This is a genomic window from Mycobacterium sp. NPDC003449 (assembly GCF_053588415.1).
On record NZ_JBSFPX010000065.1, the window covers coordinates 18,322 to 33,178 of the forward strand.

The window sequence follows — 14,857 nt, forward strand, 5'->3', positions numbered from 1 at the left end:
CGTCACACCCACCCCCGATCAACTGCTTGGCCGGGAGTCACCAGATCGGAACCGGGGCCTGGCCGAGCGGGTAGTAGCCGGGCAGTTTGTCGCCCGCGAGGCTGCGCTCGATGCGCTTCTGCATGGTGGGGGTGAGATCGCCCGACTCGATGAGGTTCATGAACGCCTTCTGCACGTGGCCGAAGTCGAAGAAATCGCGCTGCCACTCGATCAGCAGCCGATCGTTGAGCCGGAACCAGCTGCCGCCGATGCCGTAGATCTCGTCGTGGCCTCCGTCGGACTTGTGCGCGATCTGCTTCCAGAACCCGACCACCTCGCCCTGCCGGTCGTCGACCAGGACCTTCTGATACTCGTAGACCCAGTTCTCCAGGCCCTCCATCTCCAGGCCCAGTGCGACGTCGCGGATCTCGTCGCGGCCGACGCACATGACGTCCTCCTTGGGGCCGATGTTCCAGCCGTAGGTGGCGTCCTCGGTGTAGAAGTCGGCCAACGGCTTCCAGTCGCCGGCGCGTTCGGCCTCCCGATTGGCCTTGAGCCAGCGGTCGACCCAGTTGTCGAGTTCGGCGCGATCCAGTGCGGGCATGGTGTCCTCAACTCTCCTGTTCTCTGATGATGAGTGCCTGGGTGGGGCAGTTCCACACCGCTTGTTCGACCTCGTCGCGATCCTCTTCGGGTACTTCGGATTTGAGGATCTCGACCTTGCCGCGCTTCGGCACGTGAAAATAGTCGGGGGCCTCCAGTTCACACATCGCGTGGCCCTGGCACAGGTCGAGGTCGACTTCGACGCGAAAGGTCATGGCATCACCTCCTCGCCGAGGTTCGCTTCCGGTAGCGCACCTTGGCGGGGCGTTCCAGCTGGACGACCATCTTGGAATGGTCGTTGCGGTACGAGTCGGCCGGCTGCGCCATCTCGAATTCATACTCGCGCAGCAGAACCGAGAAGATCGCCTTGATCTGCATCTGCGCGAACGCGGCGCCGACACACCGGTGCCGCCCGGCGCCGAACGGAATCCAGGTCCAGCGGTTGGCGACGTCGGCCTGCTCGGGTTTGTCGTAGCGGTCCGGGTGGAACGCGTCGGGGTCGGGGAAATCCTCGGGAATCCGGTTGGAGATCGCCGGCGATGCCGCGACGAAGTCGCCGTCGTGGATCGGGAAGCCCGCCACCTCGAATTCGCCCTTGGCCACCCGCATCAGAATGATCAGCGGAGGATGCAGCCGCAGGGTCTCCTTGACCACATTGTCCAGTTTCGGGATCTGGCGCAGCGCATGGAAACTCACCTCCTGACCGTCGGCGTAGAGGTCGTTCAGTTCGTGCTGGACCTCGGCGTAGACCTCCTGGTGGCGGATCAGCTCGATGAGCGTCCACGATGAGGTGCCCGAGCTGGTGTGGTGCCCGGCGAACATCAGCGAGATGAACATGCCGGTGATCTCGTCGGCGGAGAACCGGAGCCCGCCCTGCTCGTCCTTGATCGACACCAGCACGTCGAGCATATCGCGGTCGGACTTGTCCTCCGGCGGGTTGTCCAGCCGCTGGTCGATGATCTCCTGTACCAGTGCAACGAGTTTCACCCGCGCCTCATCGCGGCGCCGGAAGCTCTCGATCGGCAGGTACGGGTCGACGTAGCACAGCGGATCGGTGCCGCGCTCCAGCTCGTGGTAGTAGCGCGCGAACCGGGCATCGAGCTGCTCGCGGAACTTCAGCCCGATCAGACAGGCCGTCGAGGTGTAGATGGTGAGCTCGGCGAAGAAGTCCAGCAGTTCGATCTCGCCTTCGTCACCCCAGTCGGCGATGATCTTGTTGACCTCGCCCTCGATGGTGGCGGCGTGGGCCTTCATGTGGTCGCCGCGCAGCGCCGAGTTGTGCAGCATCTCCTTGCGCCGCTCGGGGCTGGCGTCGAATACCACGCCCTGGCCGAAGATCGGCGTCATGAACGGGTAGGCCTCGGCCTGATCGAGATCCTCGTCGGCGGAGCGGAAGAAGAACTCGTTCGCCTCGGAGCCGGACAGCAGGATCACGTGCTTGTCGACCAGCTGGAACCAGCCGACGTCGCCGCACTCCTCGCGCACCCGCTGCATCAGGCCGATCGGGTCGGTGCGGAATTCCTCAAGGTGGCCGTGTTCCTCGGCGCCACCTGAGACGCGTTGTACCTCTTTGAGGGTGGTCATGAGGTTTCTGGCATCCCTTCTTCACCGAGTGCGAGTTTCTGGCGGTCCTTGACCGTGGCCAGCGGCGCCTCCGGTTGGATCTCCAGATTGGCGATGAACCCACCACGTGGGGTCTCGGCGACGAACGTGATCGCCCGGGCCAGGTCGGCGGCCCGCAGGAAATAGTCGTGGCGGGCCTGCCCCCACTTGGCCCAGTCCTCAAGGGCGGGGCCGATCTTCTCGGCCGACAGGCTCCAGCCCATCGAGGTTTTGGTGGGCCCTGGATGCACGATCGAGGCACGCACACCGGTGCCCTCCAGCTCCATCTGCAGGTTGTTCACCATGGCCACCAGCCCAGCCTTGGCGGCGCCGTAGGCGCCCATATGCGGGCGTTGCCGCAGCGAGACGTCGGAGCCGACGAAGATCACGTCGCCGCGTTGCCGGTCCACCATTCCCGGCAGGACCGCGGTCGCGATCCGGTTGGCGCCGATCAGGTGAACCTGCAGCTGCTCCTCGAATTCGGTGGTGCTCGTCTCGTGCAGCCTGCCGAAGTTGGTGTCCCCGGCGCCGGCGACCAGCACTTCGATATCGCCGAGGGCCTCGGTGGCAGCGTGGACGAACGACTTCACCGAGTCGGTGTCGGTGACGTCCAGGGGGAGCGCGACCGCCTCGCCGCCACCGGCTTTGATCTCGTCGACGATGGCCTGGCACTTGTCGACCCGGCGGGCGCCGAGTGCCACCGGGAAGCCGTGCGCGGCCAGCTCGGTCGCCGTGGCCGCTCCGATCCCGGACGAGGCGCCCGCCACGATCGCGGGCCTGCGGTCGGGATGTGGTTCAAAACGGGGCATCTAGCGTTTCTCCACTGTGATTGGAAGGTGAGCGAATCCGCGGACGGAACTGGAATGGACGCGGACGGCGTTGGCCTCGTCCACCTCGTACCCGCGGATTCGCTTGAACAACTCGGTAAGCGCCACCCGGGCTTCCATCCTGGCCAGATGCGCACCGAGACAGAAATGGGCACCGCTACCGAAACTCACGAGCTTCGACCCGATATCGCGGCCGATGCGGTACTCGTCGGGATCGGCGAAGGCACGTTCATCGCGATTGGCCGAACCCGCCAGCAACACGAGCACATCGCCTGACCGAACCGTGGTGTCGTAGAACGTCATGTCTTCGACGACCGCCCTGGCCAGGATCTGGCTGGACGTGTCGTAGCGCAGTGTCTCCTCCACCCACGGTGAGATCAGCTCGTTGTCGTCGAACACCGGTGCCAGCTGATCGGGATGTTTGAACCCCCAGAATGCGGCGTTGGCAAGCAGTTTCGTGGTGGTCTCGTTCCCGGCGACCACCATCAGGAACAGGAACGCCATGATCTCGTCGTCGGTGAGCTTGTCGCCCTGGACCTCGGCCTCCACCAGCGCCGAGGTCAGGTCGTCGGACGTGTGCCTGCGGCGCTGCTTGACCATGTCGGCGTAGTAGACGAGCAGCTCACCGGACGCCGCGATCGCCGAGTCAGGGACGTCGGCGACCCCGTCCTCCCGGTGCATGACCCCGTCGGCAAGGGCCCGGATCCGGACCCGGTCCGGCTCGGGTACCCCCATGAGCTCGGAGATGACGTCCATCGGCAGCTTGCCCGCGAATTCGTCGACGTAGTCGAATGTCTCGTGCTCCAGGGCGGTTTCGAGGTGCTGCACCGCGATCTCGGTGACCCGGCCCTCCAGCTCACGGATGCGCCGCGGGGTGAAGCCCTTGGACACCAGAGTGCGCAGCCGTAGATGGGCCGGATCGTCCAGTGCCAGAAAGGACATCACCCGGTGCGCCTCGTCATTGCGGGACACCGGGTCGAGGGCGACGCCGTGTTTGTTCGACAGCGCGGTGCTGTTCCGGAAGCCCTCGACCACGTCCTGGTGCCGCGACAACGCCCAGAATCCGCGCTCCTCGTTGCGGTACAGCGGTGCCTCGTCACGCAGGCGTTTGTAGTACGGGTACGGGTCCTCGTGGAAGTCGTAGTCGTACGGGTCGAGGATGAGGTCGACCGGGGCCGTGCGCAGTTTCACTGGTCTTCTCCGAGGATGAGGCCGACCACATACGTGAGCCGGTCGGCGATCTGGTGGTAGGTGAAGGCGCCGCTGCCGGCGTTGACCAGGGCGCCGAAAAACGTCATCTCCAGGGCCGATACCACTCGGGGGTCGGCGTCCGGCCCGACCGCCGAACGGATGCGCTTGTGGATCTCGGCACCGATCCGGTCGCGGACCGTGCGCACCGCCGGATCGCTGCCCCCGCCGAGCAGGGCGACGGTGCAGGCCGCCGCGACCTCGGGTTCGTCGGCCACCACGAGGGTCAGGGCGCGCACCGCCGAGTCGACCCGGGTGGCCATCGAATCGTTGACATCGGTGAAGTAGGGCACCTGGCGCACCAGGTCGAGGTACACCTCGGCGATCAGATGGTTTTTCGACGAGAAGTAGGTGTAGGCGGTGGCCGGCGCCACCTTGGCCCGGGCCGCGACGGCGCGCACCGTGAGATCGGCATACGACGATTCGCGCAGCATCTCGACGCCTGCGGTGAGGACCTTGCGGAAGGTCTCCTCCTGCCGACGGTTGCGCGGGGCCTCCGAGGGAGGTCCCGAGGCGGATTCTGTGACTGCGGCCACTGCATCGCTGGACACATGTCCAAGTTATCCGAAGATGTCGACGCGGGGCAAGTGTGAACGATAAACACCCACGATATGCGTGACATTGAAGTCCGCTGTCGGCCGTCGCGGCCATCGGGTCTTGCGGCTCAACAGCGTCGAGCGCTATCGTTCGAAACGAGACAGCCGGACAGTTGTCCAGAAATGTGAAGTGGAGTCCACCGATGCCGGTACTGGCCGATCGCCAGAGTCAACTGCTCATCGACGGCAAGCTGGTCGCCGGTGGCGGGGGAGTGTTCGAAACCGTCAACCCCGCGACCGAGGAGGTCCTCGGCGTTGCGGCCGACGCGGACGCGGCGGATATGGGTGACGCCATCGAGGCGGCGCGGCGGGCGTTCGACGACACCGACTGGTCGACGAACACCGCCCTGCGGGTGCGTTGCCTTCGTCAATTGCGTGATGCACTGCGGGAGAACGTCGAAGACTTACGGGAACTGACCATCTCGGAGGTCGGCGCGCCCCGCATGCTCACCTCGGGTGCCCAATTGGAAGGTCCGATCGCGGATCTGGCATTCTCCGCGGATACCGCCGAGAATTACCAGTGGCGCACCGACCTGGGACATGCCACCCCGCAAGGCATGCCGACCAACCGCGTGGTGGCCCGCGAACCGGTCGGGGTCGTCGGCGCCATCACCCCGTGGAACTTCCCACATCAGATCAACCTGGCCAAGGTCGGGCCGGCGCTCGCCGCCGGAAACACGTTGATCCTCAAGCCGGCCCCGGACACCCCGTGGGCGGCCGCGGCCATCAGCCAGATCATCGCCGAGCATACCGATTTCCCGGCCGGCGTCGTCAACGTCGTCACCTCCAGCGATCACGCAGTCGGCGCGTTGCTGTCGAAAGACCCACGAGTGGACATGGTTTCATTCACCGGGTCGACGGCGACCGGTCGCGCGGTGATGACCGACGCCGCGCTGACCGTCAAGAAGGTGTTCCTGGAACTCGGCGGCAAATCGGCGTTCCTTGTACTCGACGACGCCGACCTGGCCGGAGCCTGCTCGATGGCGGCGTTCACGGTCGCGATGCACGCCGGACAGGGCTGTGCGATCACCACCCGGCTGGTGGTCCCAAGGGCTAGCTATGACGACGCGGTGGCGGCCGCGGCCGCGACGCTGTCGGGCATCAAACCGGGCGATCCGAACAGCAAGCGCACGGTGTGCGGGCCGTTGATCTCGGCGCGCCAGCGTGACCGGGTGCAGTCCTACCTGGAGCTGGCGCTCGCCGAAGGGGGCCGGTTCGCCTGCGGCGGTGGGCGTCCCGCGGATCTGGACACCGGTTTCTATATCGAGCCGACCGTGATCGCCGGGTTGGACAATTCGGCGCGGGTGGCGCGCGAGGAGATCTTCGGCCCGGTGCTGACCGTGATCGCCCACGACGGTGACGACGACGCCGTGCGCATCGCCAACGACTCTCCGTACGGGTTGTCCGGCACGGTGTTCTCCGGTGACGACGCCCGGGCGCAAGCTGTCGCATCGCGTATGCGGGTCGGCACCGTCAACGTCAACGGCGGCGTCTGGTATTCGGCCGATGCCCCCTTCGGCGGCTACAAGCAGTCCGGAATCGGCCGCGAGATGGGTGTGGCCGGCTTCGAGGAGTACACCGAGATCAAATGCATTGCCACTCTGGCCAGCTAAGGAGATTTTGATGGGACAGTTTGACGAGAAGGTAGCCATCGTCACCGGGGCGGGCGGCGGCATCGGGCAGGCCTACGCCGAGGCGCTGGCGCGGGAAGGTGCCGCGGTGGTGGTGGCCGACATCAATACCGAGGGTGCGGCGAAGGTCGCCGACGGTATCAAGGGCGAGGGTGGGTCGGCGCTCGCGGTCGGAGTTGATGTCTCCGATATCGACTCGGCGCGCGATATGGCGGCGCAGACCCTTTCGGAGTTCGGCGGCATCGACTACCTGGTCAACAACGCCGCGATCTTCGGTGGGATGAAGCTCGACTTCCTGCTCACCGTCGACTGGGACTACTACAAGAAGTTCATGAGTGTGAATCTCGACGGCGCGCTGGTGTGCACCCGTGCGGTGTACCGCAAGATGGCCAAGCGCGGCGGCGGGGCGATCGTCAACCAGTCGTCGACCGCGGCGTGGTTGTACGCCAACTACTACGGCCTGGCCAAGGTCGGCATCAACGGGCTCACCCAACAGCTGTCCAGGGAGCTGGGCGGGCAGAACATCCGGATCAACGCGATCGCGCCCGGGCCGATCGACACCGAGGCCAACCGGACCACCACGCCCAAGGAGATGGTGGACGATATCGTCAAGGGAATCCCGTTGTCGCGCATGGGGCAACCGGAGGATCTGGTGGGTATGTGTCTGTTCCTGCTCAGTGACCAGGCCAAGTGGATCACCGGGCAGATCTTCAATGTCGACGGCGGACAGATAATCCGGTCATGAGCGAGCTACGTCTGGGCTATATCGGGCTGGGCAACCAGGGTGCACCGATGGCAAAACGCCTGGTGGACTGGCCGGGCGGGCTCACGGTGTTCGATGTTCGCACCGAGGCGATGACGCCGCTGGCCGAGCTGGGTGCGAGCATCGCCGATGACGTCGCCGCGGTCGCAGTGGCCGATGTGATCAGCGTGACGGTGCTCACCGACGCGCAGGTTCGCGAGGTGGTGGGGCAGCTCGGTGCGCACGCGGCGCCGGGCACGGTGATCGCCATCCACTCCACGATCGAACCCGGTACGGCGGCCGATCTCGCTGAGCAGCTGCGCCCCAAGGGGATTCACGTTGTCGACGCTCCGGTCAGCGGTGGAGCCGGGGCCGCGGACAAGGGTGAGCTCGCGGTGATGGTCGGAGCCGACGACGACGCGTACGCCTTGGTGAAGCCGGTGTTCAAGAAGTGGGCATCGATGGTGGTCCGCGCCGGTGAACCCGGCGCGGGCACCCGGATGAAGTTGGCCCGCAACATGTTGACCTTCGTCGGCTTCGCCGCGGCGTGCGAGGCGCAGCGGCTTGCCGAAGCGGCGGGTATCGACCTGCAGAAGCTCGGCCGGGTGGTGCGCCACAGCGACGCACAGAGCGGCGGGCCCGGCGCGATCATGGTCCGCGACGACACCAAGCCGCTGCAGCCCGATCATTTCCTCTACAACATGTTCACCCACACCCGAGGACTGGCCGAGAAGGACCTGCGGTTGGCGCTCGGCCTCGGTGAGGCCACCGGAGTGGACCTGCCACTGGCCGAGATAGCGCTGCGAGACCTGGCCGCCGGACTCGGCGTACCGCATACGAAGGAGTAGTGACCATGGACGAGTTGCGCCGCAAGGGCCTGGAGAAGATGAACGAGGTCTACGGCTGGGAGATGCCCAACATCGAAGGGGACCCGTACTTCGATCTCACCGTCGACCACCTCTTCGGCAGTATCTGGACCAGGCCCGGACTGTCCATGCGCGAGAAGCGCATGCTGACCCTGACCGCGGTCACCGCCGTCGGCAACGCCGACCTGGCCGAGATCCAGGTCAACGCCGCGCTGCACAATGAGGAACTCACCGTCGATGAGCTCAAGGAGATGGCGATCTTCCTGACCCACTATCTCGGCTTCCCGTTGGGCTCCAAGCTTGACGGGGCGATCAGCAAGGTGGCGCGCAACCGGAAGAAGGCCGCCGAGAAGGGGTCCGGCGAGGATAAGCGTGGAAATGTCAACGCCGCGGTGAGGATGCATTCCGGGAAGACGCTCGACGATGAGTAGGTACGCCTCGCTGACCCACGACCAGCTGGTCACGTTGGTTCCGGAGCTGCTGCTGATGGGGCAGATGATCGACCGGTCCGGGATGGCTTGGTGCATCTCGTCGTTCGGCCGCGAGGAGATGCTGCAGATCGCGATCGAGGAGTGGATGGCGTCCAGCCCCGTCTACACCCGGCGGATGCAGAAGGCGCTGAACTACGAGGGCGTCGACGTCATCACGATCTTCAAGGGCCTGCAACTCGACATCGGTGCACCGCCGCAGTTCATGGACTTCCGCTACACCGTGCACGACCGCTGGCACGGCGAGTTCCACCTCGATCACTGCGGTGCCCTGCTCGATGTCGAGCCGATGGGTGAGGACTATGTGCGCGGCATGTGCCACGACATCGAGGACCCCACGTTCGATGCCACCGCGCTGGCGACCAACCGTAAATGCCAGGTGCGTCCCATCCATCGGCCGCCCCGGACCCCGGCCGACCGGCAGCCGCACTGCGCCTGGACCGTCATCATCGACGAGTCCTACCCGGAGGTCGATGACATCCCGGCACTGGAGGTGATCGGCCGGACCCGGGCCGCCCAAACGGATTTGGATCCGATAGACGCCGCCCAGGACGGACAGTCCGACTACTCGGGGCCGCTGCTGTCGGATTTCGACTTCTCGGCGTTCTCGCATTCGGCGCTGGTCCGCATCGCCGACGAGGTGTGTCTGCAGATGCATCTGCTGAACCTGTCGTTCATTCTGGCGGTGGGGGCGCGGGCCGGGGCGGACACCGCACTGGCCACCGATATCTGCACCAAACAGTTGATCGGTGTGGCCGGGCTCGGCGCCGAACGCATTCACCGGGCCTTGGCGTTGCCGGGTGGTGTCGAAGGGGCGGTTGCGGTGCTGCAGCTGCACCCGCTGTTGAATCCGGCCGCCTACGTCGGCGCCGAGTTCGGGCCGGATAGGGTTTCGGTGCACCGCTCGGCGGCCCATGAGGACGGGGCCTGGGTGTCGCTTGTCGGCCCGGGTGAGACCCGCCCGTTGCAGGCCGTCGTCGCCGCCGTCGACCCGCACCTGTCCGTCGAGGTCGTCGGCTCCGATGTGGAATGGACCGCGCGCGTGGTGGAAACCGGCACCGCGGCCACGGAATTCGGCGAGGTCGCGGTCGCCAAGGTCAGTGGTGGGGCCGGATTCGTCTTCGAACCGCGCAAGTCCCTGCCGTTGACGGTGGTGTGAGAAGGTTCTGACCTCGCGAGTGTGAAATCTCTGCGAAAATCCGGCCGCTTTCTCGCAGACGTTTCACACTCGCGGCGTCAGGGCAGGGTCAGAAACAGATAGCCTCCACCTTTTGACGTCACCATCACGTCGGCCGGGAAGGTCACGCGATGGTTTTCGCCGCGTAGGTAATCGCCGCTGATGCCTGCTGCTTTCACGGGTTTGCCGTTGTCTTCGAAGATCAGCAGGCTGGCCATTGATTCGTAGTAGTTGCTCTGGAGCACCGGTGCGCCGACTGTCTTCTCGATGAAGTCACGCTCGGTGTGCTCGTGAAACAGATGCACTTCATCCCAGTCCCAGCTGGTGAAGTCGCTGAGCCTGCCTGATTTGTTCTCGTGCAGAAGCGTTTCCAGGCCGTCGTTGAGCCGTTGGTCGTTGTAGTCGATGTCCATGGCTTGCCTCATCGCTTGCCCTATCAAATCGCAACTGGACAGGAGAAAACACAGCAGCAGCATGGCGAGTGCAAGGCGCACCGCGTGTTGGAACAGCGAATTTCCGCTGGTATGCAACGGGATCGGGACCACGTGATATATCGAGTCAGGTGGTGTTCATCGTGAGATGGACGACGCGGGTGTCAGGCTCGCGCTCGTCAACGATGACAGTGCGATACACGGTCTTTCCTTCAGCATTGCGGTATCGATCCTGCGCCGTGAGCACCAATGGGGAATTCGTCAGGGCCGGACCGGCGATCACTTCATCGAAGGGGGGGTACGCCCGTGCGAGTGGCTGGTCGAAATGAGACTCGGCGAGGAACTTCGTCAAGTCCGCGGGTGCGACTCGAATCGCGAGTTGGTATCGGGTGTCTAGAGCACTGTCCGTCCGTGCCTGGAGCACTTCTGCGCTGGGCGACAATACCAAACCGCCGAACTCACTTGCTTCCTTGATCAACTCTGGACCCATTGCTTTTTCGGTGCGATCCCGAGCGCCCCGGTCTCCCGAGCTCGCATTTGGCGAACACGCAATCGTCGTGAATAACAATAGAACTGCGAGTCCGGTTACGTGTGGACGCTTTGAGCGGATCATCCCACCCTCCCTGGGTCGGAGCGAGTGCCATCGCGGTTGTCGGGGGCATTGGGGCGGCTAGCTTGGTCATCTGCCCGGCTGTACCACGGCTGTGAGCCGTGCCGTCCTTGCCCGCTGTCAGGTTCGGGGTGGGGGTTTCGGTGGCGGAATCGAGCTGTCCGCCTGAGCGCTGTCGCCGGATCCGTCTTCCTCGTCCTCCTCGCCCGCGATCTCCTCGTACTCCTTGCGGATATCGTCCACGCGGCCGCCGATCGCGGTCATCTCGCGGGTCGACTGCTGGATCACGTCGGAGATCTGGCCGAGACCCTTGCTGGCCAGGATCAGCCGCATGCGGTCGCCGGACTGATCCCGCGGGATCGTCGAATCGAGGTTGCCGACCCACGTCCGCAGGCTGTCGAGGTCGCGTCGTCCGGCGGTGACCACCGACGCGGAGTTGGTGACCTCGGCTGCCATCCGCTGGTCGAGGTCGGCGAGCTTTCCGTAGACCGCGGCGTGCTGCTGGTTCTTGGCGGCGTAGGCGTCGGCGGCCGCGCCCTGCCAGCGGTCGTCGGGGGCGGCAGCCTCGACCGAGGCCTGGGCCTCGCGCAGTCTCGTGCTGCCGTCGAAATCCTCACCGGTTTGCGGGACTCCCTCACCGAACGTGGCACTCGCCTGCGACAACGTGGTGTAGAACCCGTCGAGCGCACTCATCCGTTCGATCTCCTGTCCGGCCAGCCGGGTCCCAGTTTAGTTGCCGGCGCGTGGTCCTCCGGACGCCAACCGCTCATCGCGGGTCATCCGCGATCGGCGGTCACCGCACCCACTGCGACGGCGGGCCCGACCCAGCGCCGCAGGTAGGCGCGCAGCGCATCGCCGGTGCGTGGCGGCCTGCCGGGGTCGATGACGAAGGATTGGATGATCCGCAACAGATGCTCCGCGAGTTCGTCGAGCGCGTCGTCGCTGTAGCCGGCCTGCGCCCAGTCCACATCGAATTTGCGCAGCATCCCCCCGGCGAAGTCCACGGCCACATCCGACGTCACCGATTCGGTGTGCGCGTTGGGCCTGCCGGGGGCGATCAGCAAGCCGATGTGTTTGTCCTCGGGCAGCCACTCCAGGGCGGTCGAAATGCCCTCGGTCACCGCCTCCACCGGATCGGTGACGCCGGCCAGATGGGCGGCCAACCGGTCCAGAAACCCGCTCGCGGCGTGCACCGCGGCCGCCACCAGCAGGGCTTCGGTGCTGGGGAAGTAGCGGTAGACGGTCTGGCGGGTCACGCCGAGCATGCGGGCGACGTCGGCGAGGGAGAAATCCGCGCCGCGCTCGTCAATCGTCTTGCTCGCGGCGGCCAGGATGCGGGCCACAGCCTCGTCATCGGTGGCCGGTGCTGAACCGGCCCAGCCATGGGTACGCACCCCGGCATCCTATGGCACGACCGCCGGGCTACCGGTAGGAAACCTGCAGGTCCTTCACGCCGTTGATCCAGCCGGACCGGAGCCGCTGGGGTTCACCGAGTTTGGCGATGTCGGGAATCTGGTCGGCGATCTCGTTGAACATCAGCTTGATCTCCATCCGGGCCAGGTTGGCACCGATGCAGAAGTGCGCGCCGTTGCCGCCGAAGGCCAGATGCGGATTGGGGCTGCGCATGATGTCGAATTCGAAGGGTTTGTCGAAGACCGCTTCATCGAAGTTGGCCGAACTGTAGAACAGCCCGACCCGCTGCCCCTGCCGGATGGTGACCCCGCCCAGCTCGGTGTCGGCCAGCGCGGTGCGCTGGAAGCAGTGCACCGGCGTGGCCCACCGGATGATCTCGTCGATCGTCGTGGCCGGCCGCTCACGCTTGAAAAGCTCCCACTGGTCCGGGTTTTCGAAGAATGCGTTCATCCCGTGCGTCATCGCATTGCGGGTGGTCTCATTGCCTGCCACGGCCAGCAGAATCACGAAGAAGGCGAACTCCACCTCGGTGATCGCCTCGCCGCCCGCCTCATCGGCGTCGGCCTGCACCAGCCGGGTGACGATATCGTCGGCCGGGCAGCTACGGCGCTGCTCGGCCATGGTGTAGGCGTACCCCATCAGCTCGGCGTTGGCCGTCGTCGGATCGCTGTCGAAGTCCGGATCGTCGGTGTTCATGATCGCGTTGGTCCAGTGGAACAGTTTCTCGCGGTCCGCTTCGGGAACGCCGATCAGATCCGCGATGGCCAGCAACGGCAGGTTCATCGCGATGTCTTCCACGAAATTGCCGAAGTTTCGTTCCTTCGCCGCGGCCACGATGTCGCGGGCCGCGATGGCCAGCTTCTCCTCGAGTGACGCCACCGACCGGGGCGTGAACAGCCGTGACACCAGCTTGCGCAACCGGGTGTGCTCGGGCGCATCGTGGTTGATCAGCAGCGCCTTGGTCAGATCGAGTTGCTCGGCGGTGACCCCGTCGGGTAGCCGCATCACGGCGCCCTTGGCGTTGGTCGACCACAGATCGCCGTTACGGGAGATGGCCTTGATGTCCTCGTGGCGGCTGACCACCCAGTAGCCGCCGTCGTCGAAGATCGATTCACCCTGCTCGTTCCACCACACCGGCTCGGTTCGGCGCAGGTGGGCGAATTCGGTCACCGGGATGCCCTGGAGCAGAACGTCGGGATCGGTGAAGTCGTACCCGGCTCCGAACGGACATGTGCTCTGCGTCATAGTTCGACCATACACTGCAGTGTCAAGTGTATGCCCTGACGTCGGCGGCTATTCTTGTTCCCCGTGCGCGTCCTCGTGATCGGATCCGGTGCCCGTGAACACGCCCTGCTCCTGGCCCTGCGCCGGGATCCGGAGGTCGAGGAGCTGGCGGTCGCCCCCGGCAATGCGGGGACCGAGATCATCGCCGACCAGTACGACGTCGACATCACCTCGGGCGAGGCCGTGGTGAAGCTGGCCCAGCGGATCGGCAGCGACCTGGTGGTGGTGGGGCCCGAGGTGCCACTGGTGCTCGGTGTCGCCGATGCCGTGCGGGCCGCCGGGATCGCCTGTTTCGGGCCGACCAAGGACGCGGCCCGCATCGAGGGTTCGAAAGCGTTCGCCAAGGACGTCATGGCCGCTGCCGGGGTGCGCACCGCGGGTAGTGAGATCGTCGACAACCCCGCCCACCTCGATGCCGCGCTCGACCGCTTCGGCCCGGCCTCGGGGCAGGCGGCCTGGGTGGTCAAGGACGACGGCCTGGCCGCGGGCAAAGGGGTCGTCGTGACGGCCGACCGCGACACCGCCCGGGCGCACGCCGCCAGCCTGCTCGAATCCGGGCACCCGGTGCTGCTGGAGTCCTTCCTCGACGGTCCCGAGGTGTCGCTGTTCTGCGTGGTCGACGGTGAGACCGTGGTGCCGTTGCTGGCCGCGCAGGACTTCAAGCGCGTCGGCGACGGCGACTCCGGTCCCAACACCGGCGGTATGGGGGCCTACGCACCGCTGCCGTGGCTCCCGGAATCGGCCATCGCCCAGATCGTCGATCAGATCATCAAACCCGTTGCGGCCGAGCTGGTTGCGCGCGACAGCTCGTTCTCGGGCCTGCTCTACGCCGGCCTGGCCATCACCGGCAACGGGCCTGCCGTCGTCGAATTCAACTGTCGCTTCGGCGATCCCGAAACTCAGTCGGTGCTGGCGCTGCTGGAATCGCCGCTGGGCCGGCTGCTGCGCGCGGCCGCCGCCGGTGAGCTGGCGCAGTTCCCGCCGCTGCAGTGGCGCGACGGGTATGCGGTGACGGTGGTGCTGGCAGCCGAGAACTACCCGAGCCGGCCGCGCGTGGGCGATGTCATCCAGGGCGCGGAGGCCGACGGTGTACTGCACGCCGGTACCGCCCGCCGCGAGGACGGTGCCGTGGTGTCGAGTGGTGGCCGGGTGCTCTCGGTGGTCGGCACCGGCTCCGACCTGCCCGCCGCCCGCGATGCGGCTTACTCGTTGATGAAATCGATCCGGCTGCCCGGCAGCCACTACCGCAGCGATATCGGCCTGGCCGCCGCCGAGGGCCGGATCACCTTGTAGCGGCCCACTTTTCCCGGCGAGCAGACGCGCAGGTACCCGGTACGACGCCGTTCCGGGTACCTGCGCG

17 protein-coding genes are annotated in these 14,857 nt (G+C 65.9%); 6 read left to right on the forward strand and 11 right to left on the reverse strand.

Translation table 11 applies throughout. From position 1 onward, the window contains the following. Positions 1-37 precede the first annotated feature (37 nt). The 6 genes from ACWDTP_RS17875 to ACWDTP_RS17900 are packed head-to-tail and all read right to left on the reverse strand — an operon-like array spanning position 38 to position 4,810. Positions 38-583, reverse strand: coding sequence for a nuclear transport factor 2 family protein (locus ACWDTP_RS17875; RefSeq protein ID WP_450022053.1), 546 nt, complete (start codon positions 581-583; stop codon positions 38-40). A gap of 7 nt (positions 584-590) precedes the next feature. Beyond that, entirely contained in the window at positions 591-797 is a 207-nt protein-coding gene (locus ACWDTP_RS17880) for a ferredoxin (RefSeq protein ID WP_450022055.1), read from the reverse strand. A 4-nt stretch (positions 798-801) separates the two neighbouring features. Next, on the reverse strand, positions 802-2,166 hold the full coding sequence (locus ACWDTP_RS17885; protein WP_450022057.1) for a cytochrome P450: 1,365 nt from the start codon (positions 2,164-2,166) through the stop codon (positions 802-804). Then, positions 2,163-2,993: an SDR family oxidoreductase gene (locus tag ACWDTP_RS17890; protein ID WP_450022059.1), complete on the reverse strand. Its 831-nt coding sequence runs from the start codon at positions 2,991-2,993 to the stop codon at positions 2,163-2,165. The genes ACWDTP_RS17885 and ACWDTP_RS17890 overlap by 4 nt, the downstream gene beginning before the upstream one ends. Continuing rightward, positions 2,994-4,196, reverse strand: coding sequence for a cytochrome P450 (locus ACWDTP_RS17895; protein WP_450022090.1), 1,203 nt, complete (start codon positions 4,194-4,196; stop codon positions 2,994-2,996). Positions 4,197-4,198: 2 nt separating this feature from the next. Further along, on the reverse strand, positions 4,199-4,810 hold the full coding sequence (locus tag ACWDTP_RS17900) for a TetR family transcriptional regulator (RefSeq protein WP_450022061.1): 612 nt from the start codon (positions 4,808-4,810) through the stop codon (positions 4,199-4,201). Between the two features lie 188 nt (positions 4,811-4,998). Here ACWDTP_RS17900 and ACWDTP_RS17905 point away from each other — a divergent pair, with 188 nt between their 5' ends. Genes ACWDTP_RS17905 through ACWDTP_RS17925 form a run of 5 tightly spaced genes read left to right on the forward strand, consistent with a single transcriptional unit; the run spans position 4,999 to position 9,741 of the window. Next, a complete protein-coding gene (locus tag ACWDTP_RS17905; protein ID WP_450022063.1) occupies positions 4,999-6,468 on the forward strand; it encodes an aldehyde dehydrogenase in 1,470 nt (489 codons plus the stop codon). A gap of 10 nt (positions 6,469-6,478) precedes the next feature. Further along, positions 6,479-7,231 carry an SDR family oxidoreductase gene (locus ACWDTP_RS17910; protein ID WP_450022065.1) on the forward strand — a complete coding sequence of 251 codons (753 nt, stop codon included), beginning with the start codon at positions 6,479-6,481 and terminating at the stop codon, positions 7,229-7,231. Further along, complete coding sequence (locus tag ACWDTP_RS17915) at positions 7,228-8,076, forward strand: NAD(P)-dependent oxidoreductase (protein ID WP_450022067.1); 849 nt, start codon at positions 7,228-7,230, stop codon at positions 8,074-8,076. Before ACWDTP_RS17910 ends, ACWDTP_RS17915 begins: the two co-directional genes overlap by 4 nt. Positions 8,077-8,081: 5 nt before the next feature. Continuing rightward, positions 8,082-8,525 (forward strand): carboxymuconolactone decarboxylase family protein, encoded by a 444-nt coding sequence (locus tag ACWDTP_RS17920; protein WP_450022069.1) that lies wholly within the window; start codon positions 8,082-8,084, stop codon positions 8,523-8,525. Beyond that, positions 8,518-9,741, forward strand: coding sequence for a hypothetical protein (locus ACWDTP_RS17925; protein ID WP_450022071.1), 1,224 nt, complete (start codon positions 8,518-8,520; stop codon positions 9,739-9,741). Before ACWDTP_RS17920 ends, ACWDTP_RS17925 begins: the two co-directional genes overlap by 8 nt. Positions 9,742-9,818: 77 nt before the next feature. On the opposite strand, the gene ACWDTP_RS17930 is transcribed toward ACWDTP_RS17925, so the two are convergent. From ACWDTP_RS17930 to ACWDTP_RS17950, 5 genes are all read right to left on the reverse strand, one after another. After that, positions 9,819-10,304 (reverse strand): hypothetical protein, encoded by a 486-nt coding sequence (locus tag ACWDTP_RS17930; protein ID WP_450022073.1) that lies wholly within the window; start codon positions 10,302-10,304, stop codon positions 9,819-9,821. 13 nt (positions 10,305-10,317) lie between these two features. Next, on the reverse strand, positions 10,318-10,668 hold the full coding sequence (locus ACWDTP_RS17935; protein WP_450022075.1) for a hypothetical protein: 351 nt from the start codon (positions 10,666-10,668) through the stop codon (positions 10,318-10,320). 252 nt (positions 10,669-10,920) lie between these two features. After that, the gene (locus ACWDTP_RS17940; RefSeq protein ID WP_450022077.1) at positions 10,921-11,493 is read right to left on the reverse strand and encodes an EspA/EspE family type VII secretion system effector; all 573 of its coding nucleotides are present in this window, start codon (positions 11,491-11,493) and stop codon (positions 10,921-10,923) included. Positions 11,494-11,576: 83 nt separating this feature from the next. Then, entirely contained in the window at positions 11,577-12,194 is a 618-nt protein-coding gene (locus tag ACWDTP_RS17945) for a TetR/AcrR family transcriptional regulator (RefSeq protein ID WP_450022079.1), read from the reverse strand. A 28-nt stretch (positions 12,195-12,222) separates the two neighbouring features. Beyond that, positions 12,223-13,458 (reverse strand): cytochrome P450, encoded by a 1,236-nt coding sequence (locus tag ACWDTP_RS17950; RefSeq protein ID WP_450022081.1) that lies wholly within the window; start codon positions 13,456-13,458, stop codon positions 12,223-12,225. A gap of 63 nt (positions 13,459-13,521) precedes the next feature. Between ACWDTP_RS17950 and purD the strand changes: the two genes are divergently transcribed. Then, entirely contained in the window at positions 13,522-14,790 is a 1,269-nt protein-coding gene (purD, locus tag ACWDTP_RS17955) for a phosphoribosylamine--glycine ligase (protein ID WP_450022083.1), read from the forward strand. The last annotated feature ends 67 nt before the right edge of the window (positions 14,791-14,857 follow it).

Bases quoted from the DNA above. Each gene is read 5' to 3' on its own strand.
- ACWDTP_RS17905 (WP_450022063.1), top strand. From the start codon at position 4,999: ATGCCGGTACTGGCCGATCGCCAGAGTCAACTGCTCATCGACGGCAAG.
- ACWDTP_RS17910 (WP_450022065.1), top strand. From the start codon at position 6,479: ATGGGACAGTTTGACGAGAAGGTAGCCATCGTCACCGGGGCGGGCGGC.
- ACWDTP_RS17940 (WP_450022077.1), bottom strand. From the start codon at position 11,493: ATGAGTGCGCTCGACGGGTTCTACACCACGTTGTCGCAGGCGAGTGCC.
- ACWDTP_RS17885 (WP_450022057.1), bottom strand. From the start codon at position 2,166: ATGACCACCCTCAAAGAGGTACAACGCGTCTCAGGTGGCGCCGAGGAA.
- ACWDTP_RS17875 (WP_450022053.1), bottom strand. From the start codon at position 583: ATGCCCGCACTGGATCGCGCCGAACTCGACAACTGGGTCGACCGCTGG.
- ACWDTP_RS17950 (WP_450022081.1), bottom strand. From the start codon at position 13,458: ATGACGCAGAGCACATGTCCGTTCGGAGCCGGGTACGACTTCACCGAT.
- ACWDTP_RS17915 (WP_450022067.1), top strand. From the start codon at position 7,228: ATGAGCGAGCTACGTCTGGGCTATATCGGGCTGGGCAACCAGGGTGCA.
- ACWDTP_RS17920 (WP_450022069.1), top strand. From the start codon at position 8,082: ATGGACGAGTTGCGCCGCAAGGGCCTGGAGAAGATGAACGAGGTCTAC.
- ACWDTP_RS17925 (WP_450022071.1), top strand. From the start codon at position 8,518: ATGAGTAGGTACGCCTCGCTGACCCACGACCAGCTGGTCACGTTGGTT.
- ACWDTP_RS17880 (WP_450022055.1), bottom strand. From the start codon at position 797: ATGACCTTTCGCGTCGAAGTCGACCTCGACCTGTGCCAGGGCCACGCG.
- ACWDTP_RS17890 (WP_450022059.1), bottom strand. From the start codon at position 2,993: ATGCCCCGTTTTGAACCACATCCCGACCGCAGGCCCGCGATCGTGGCG.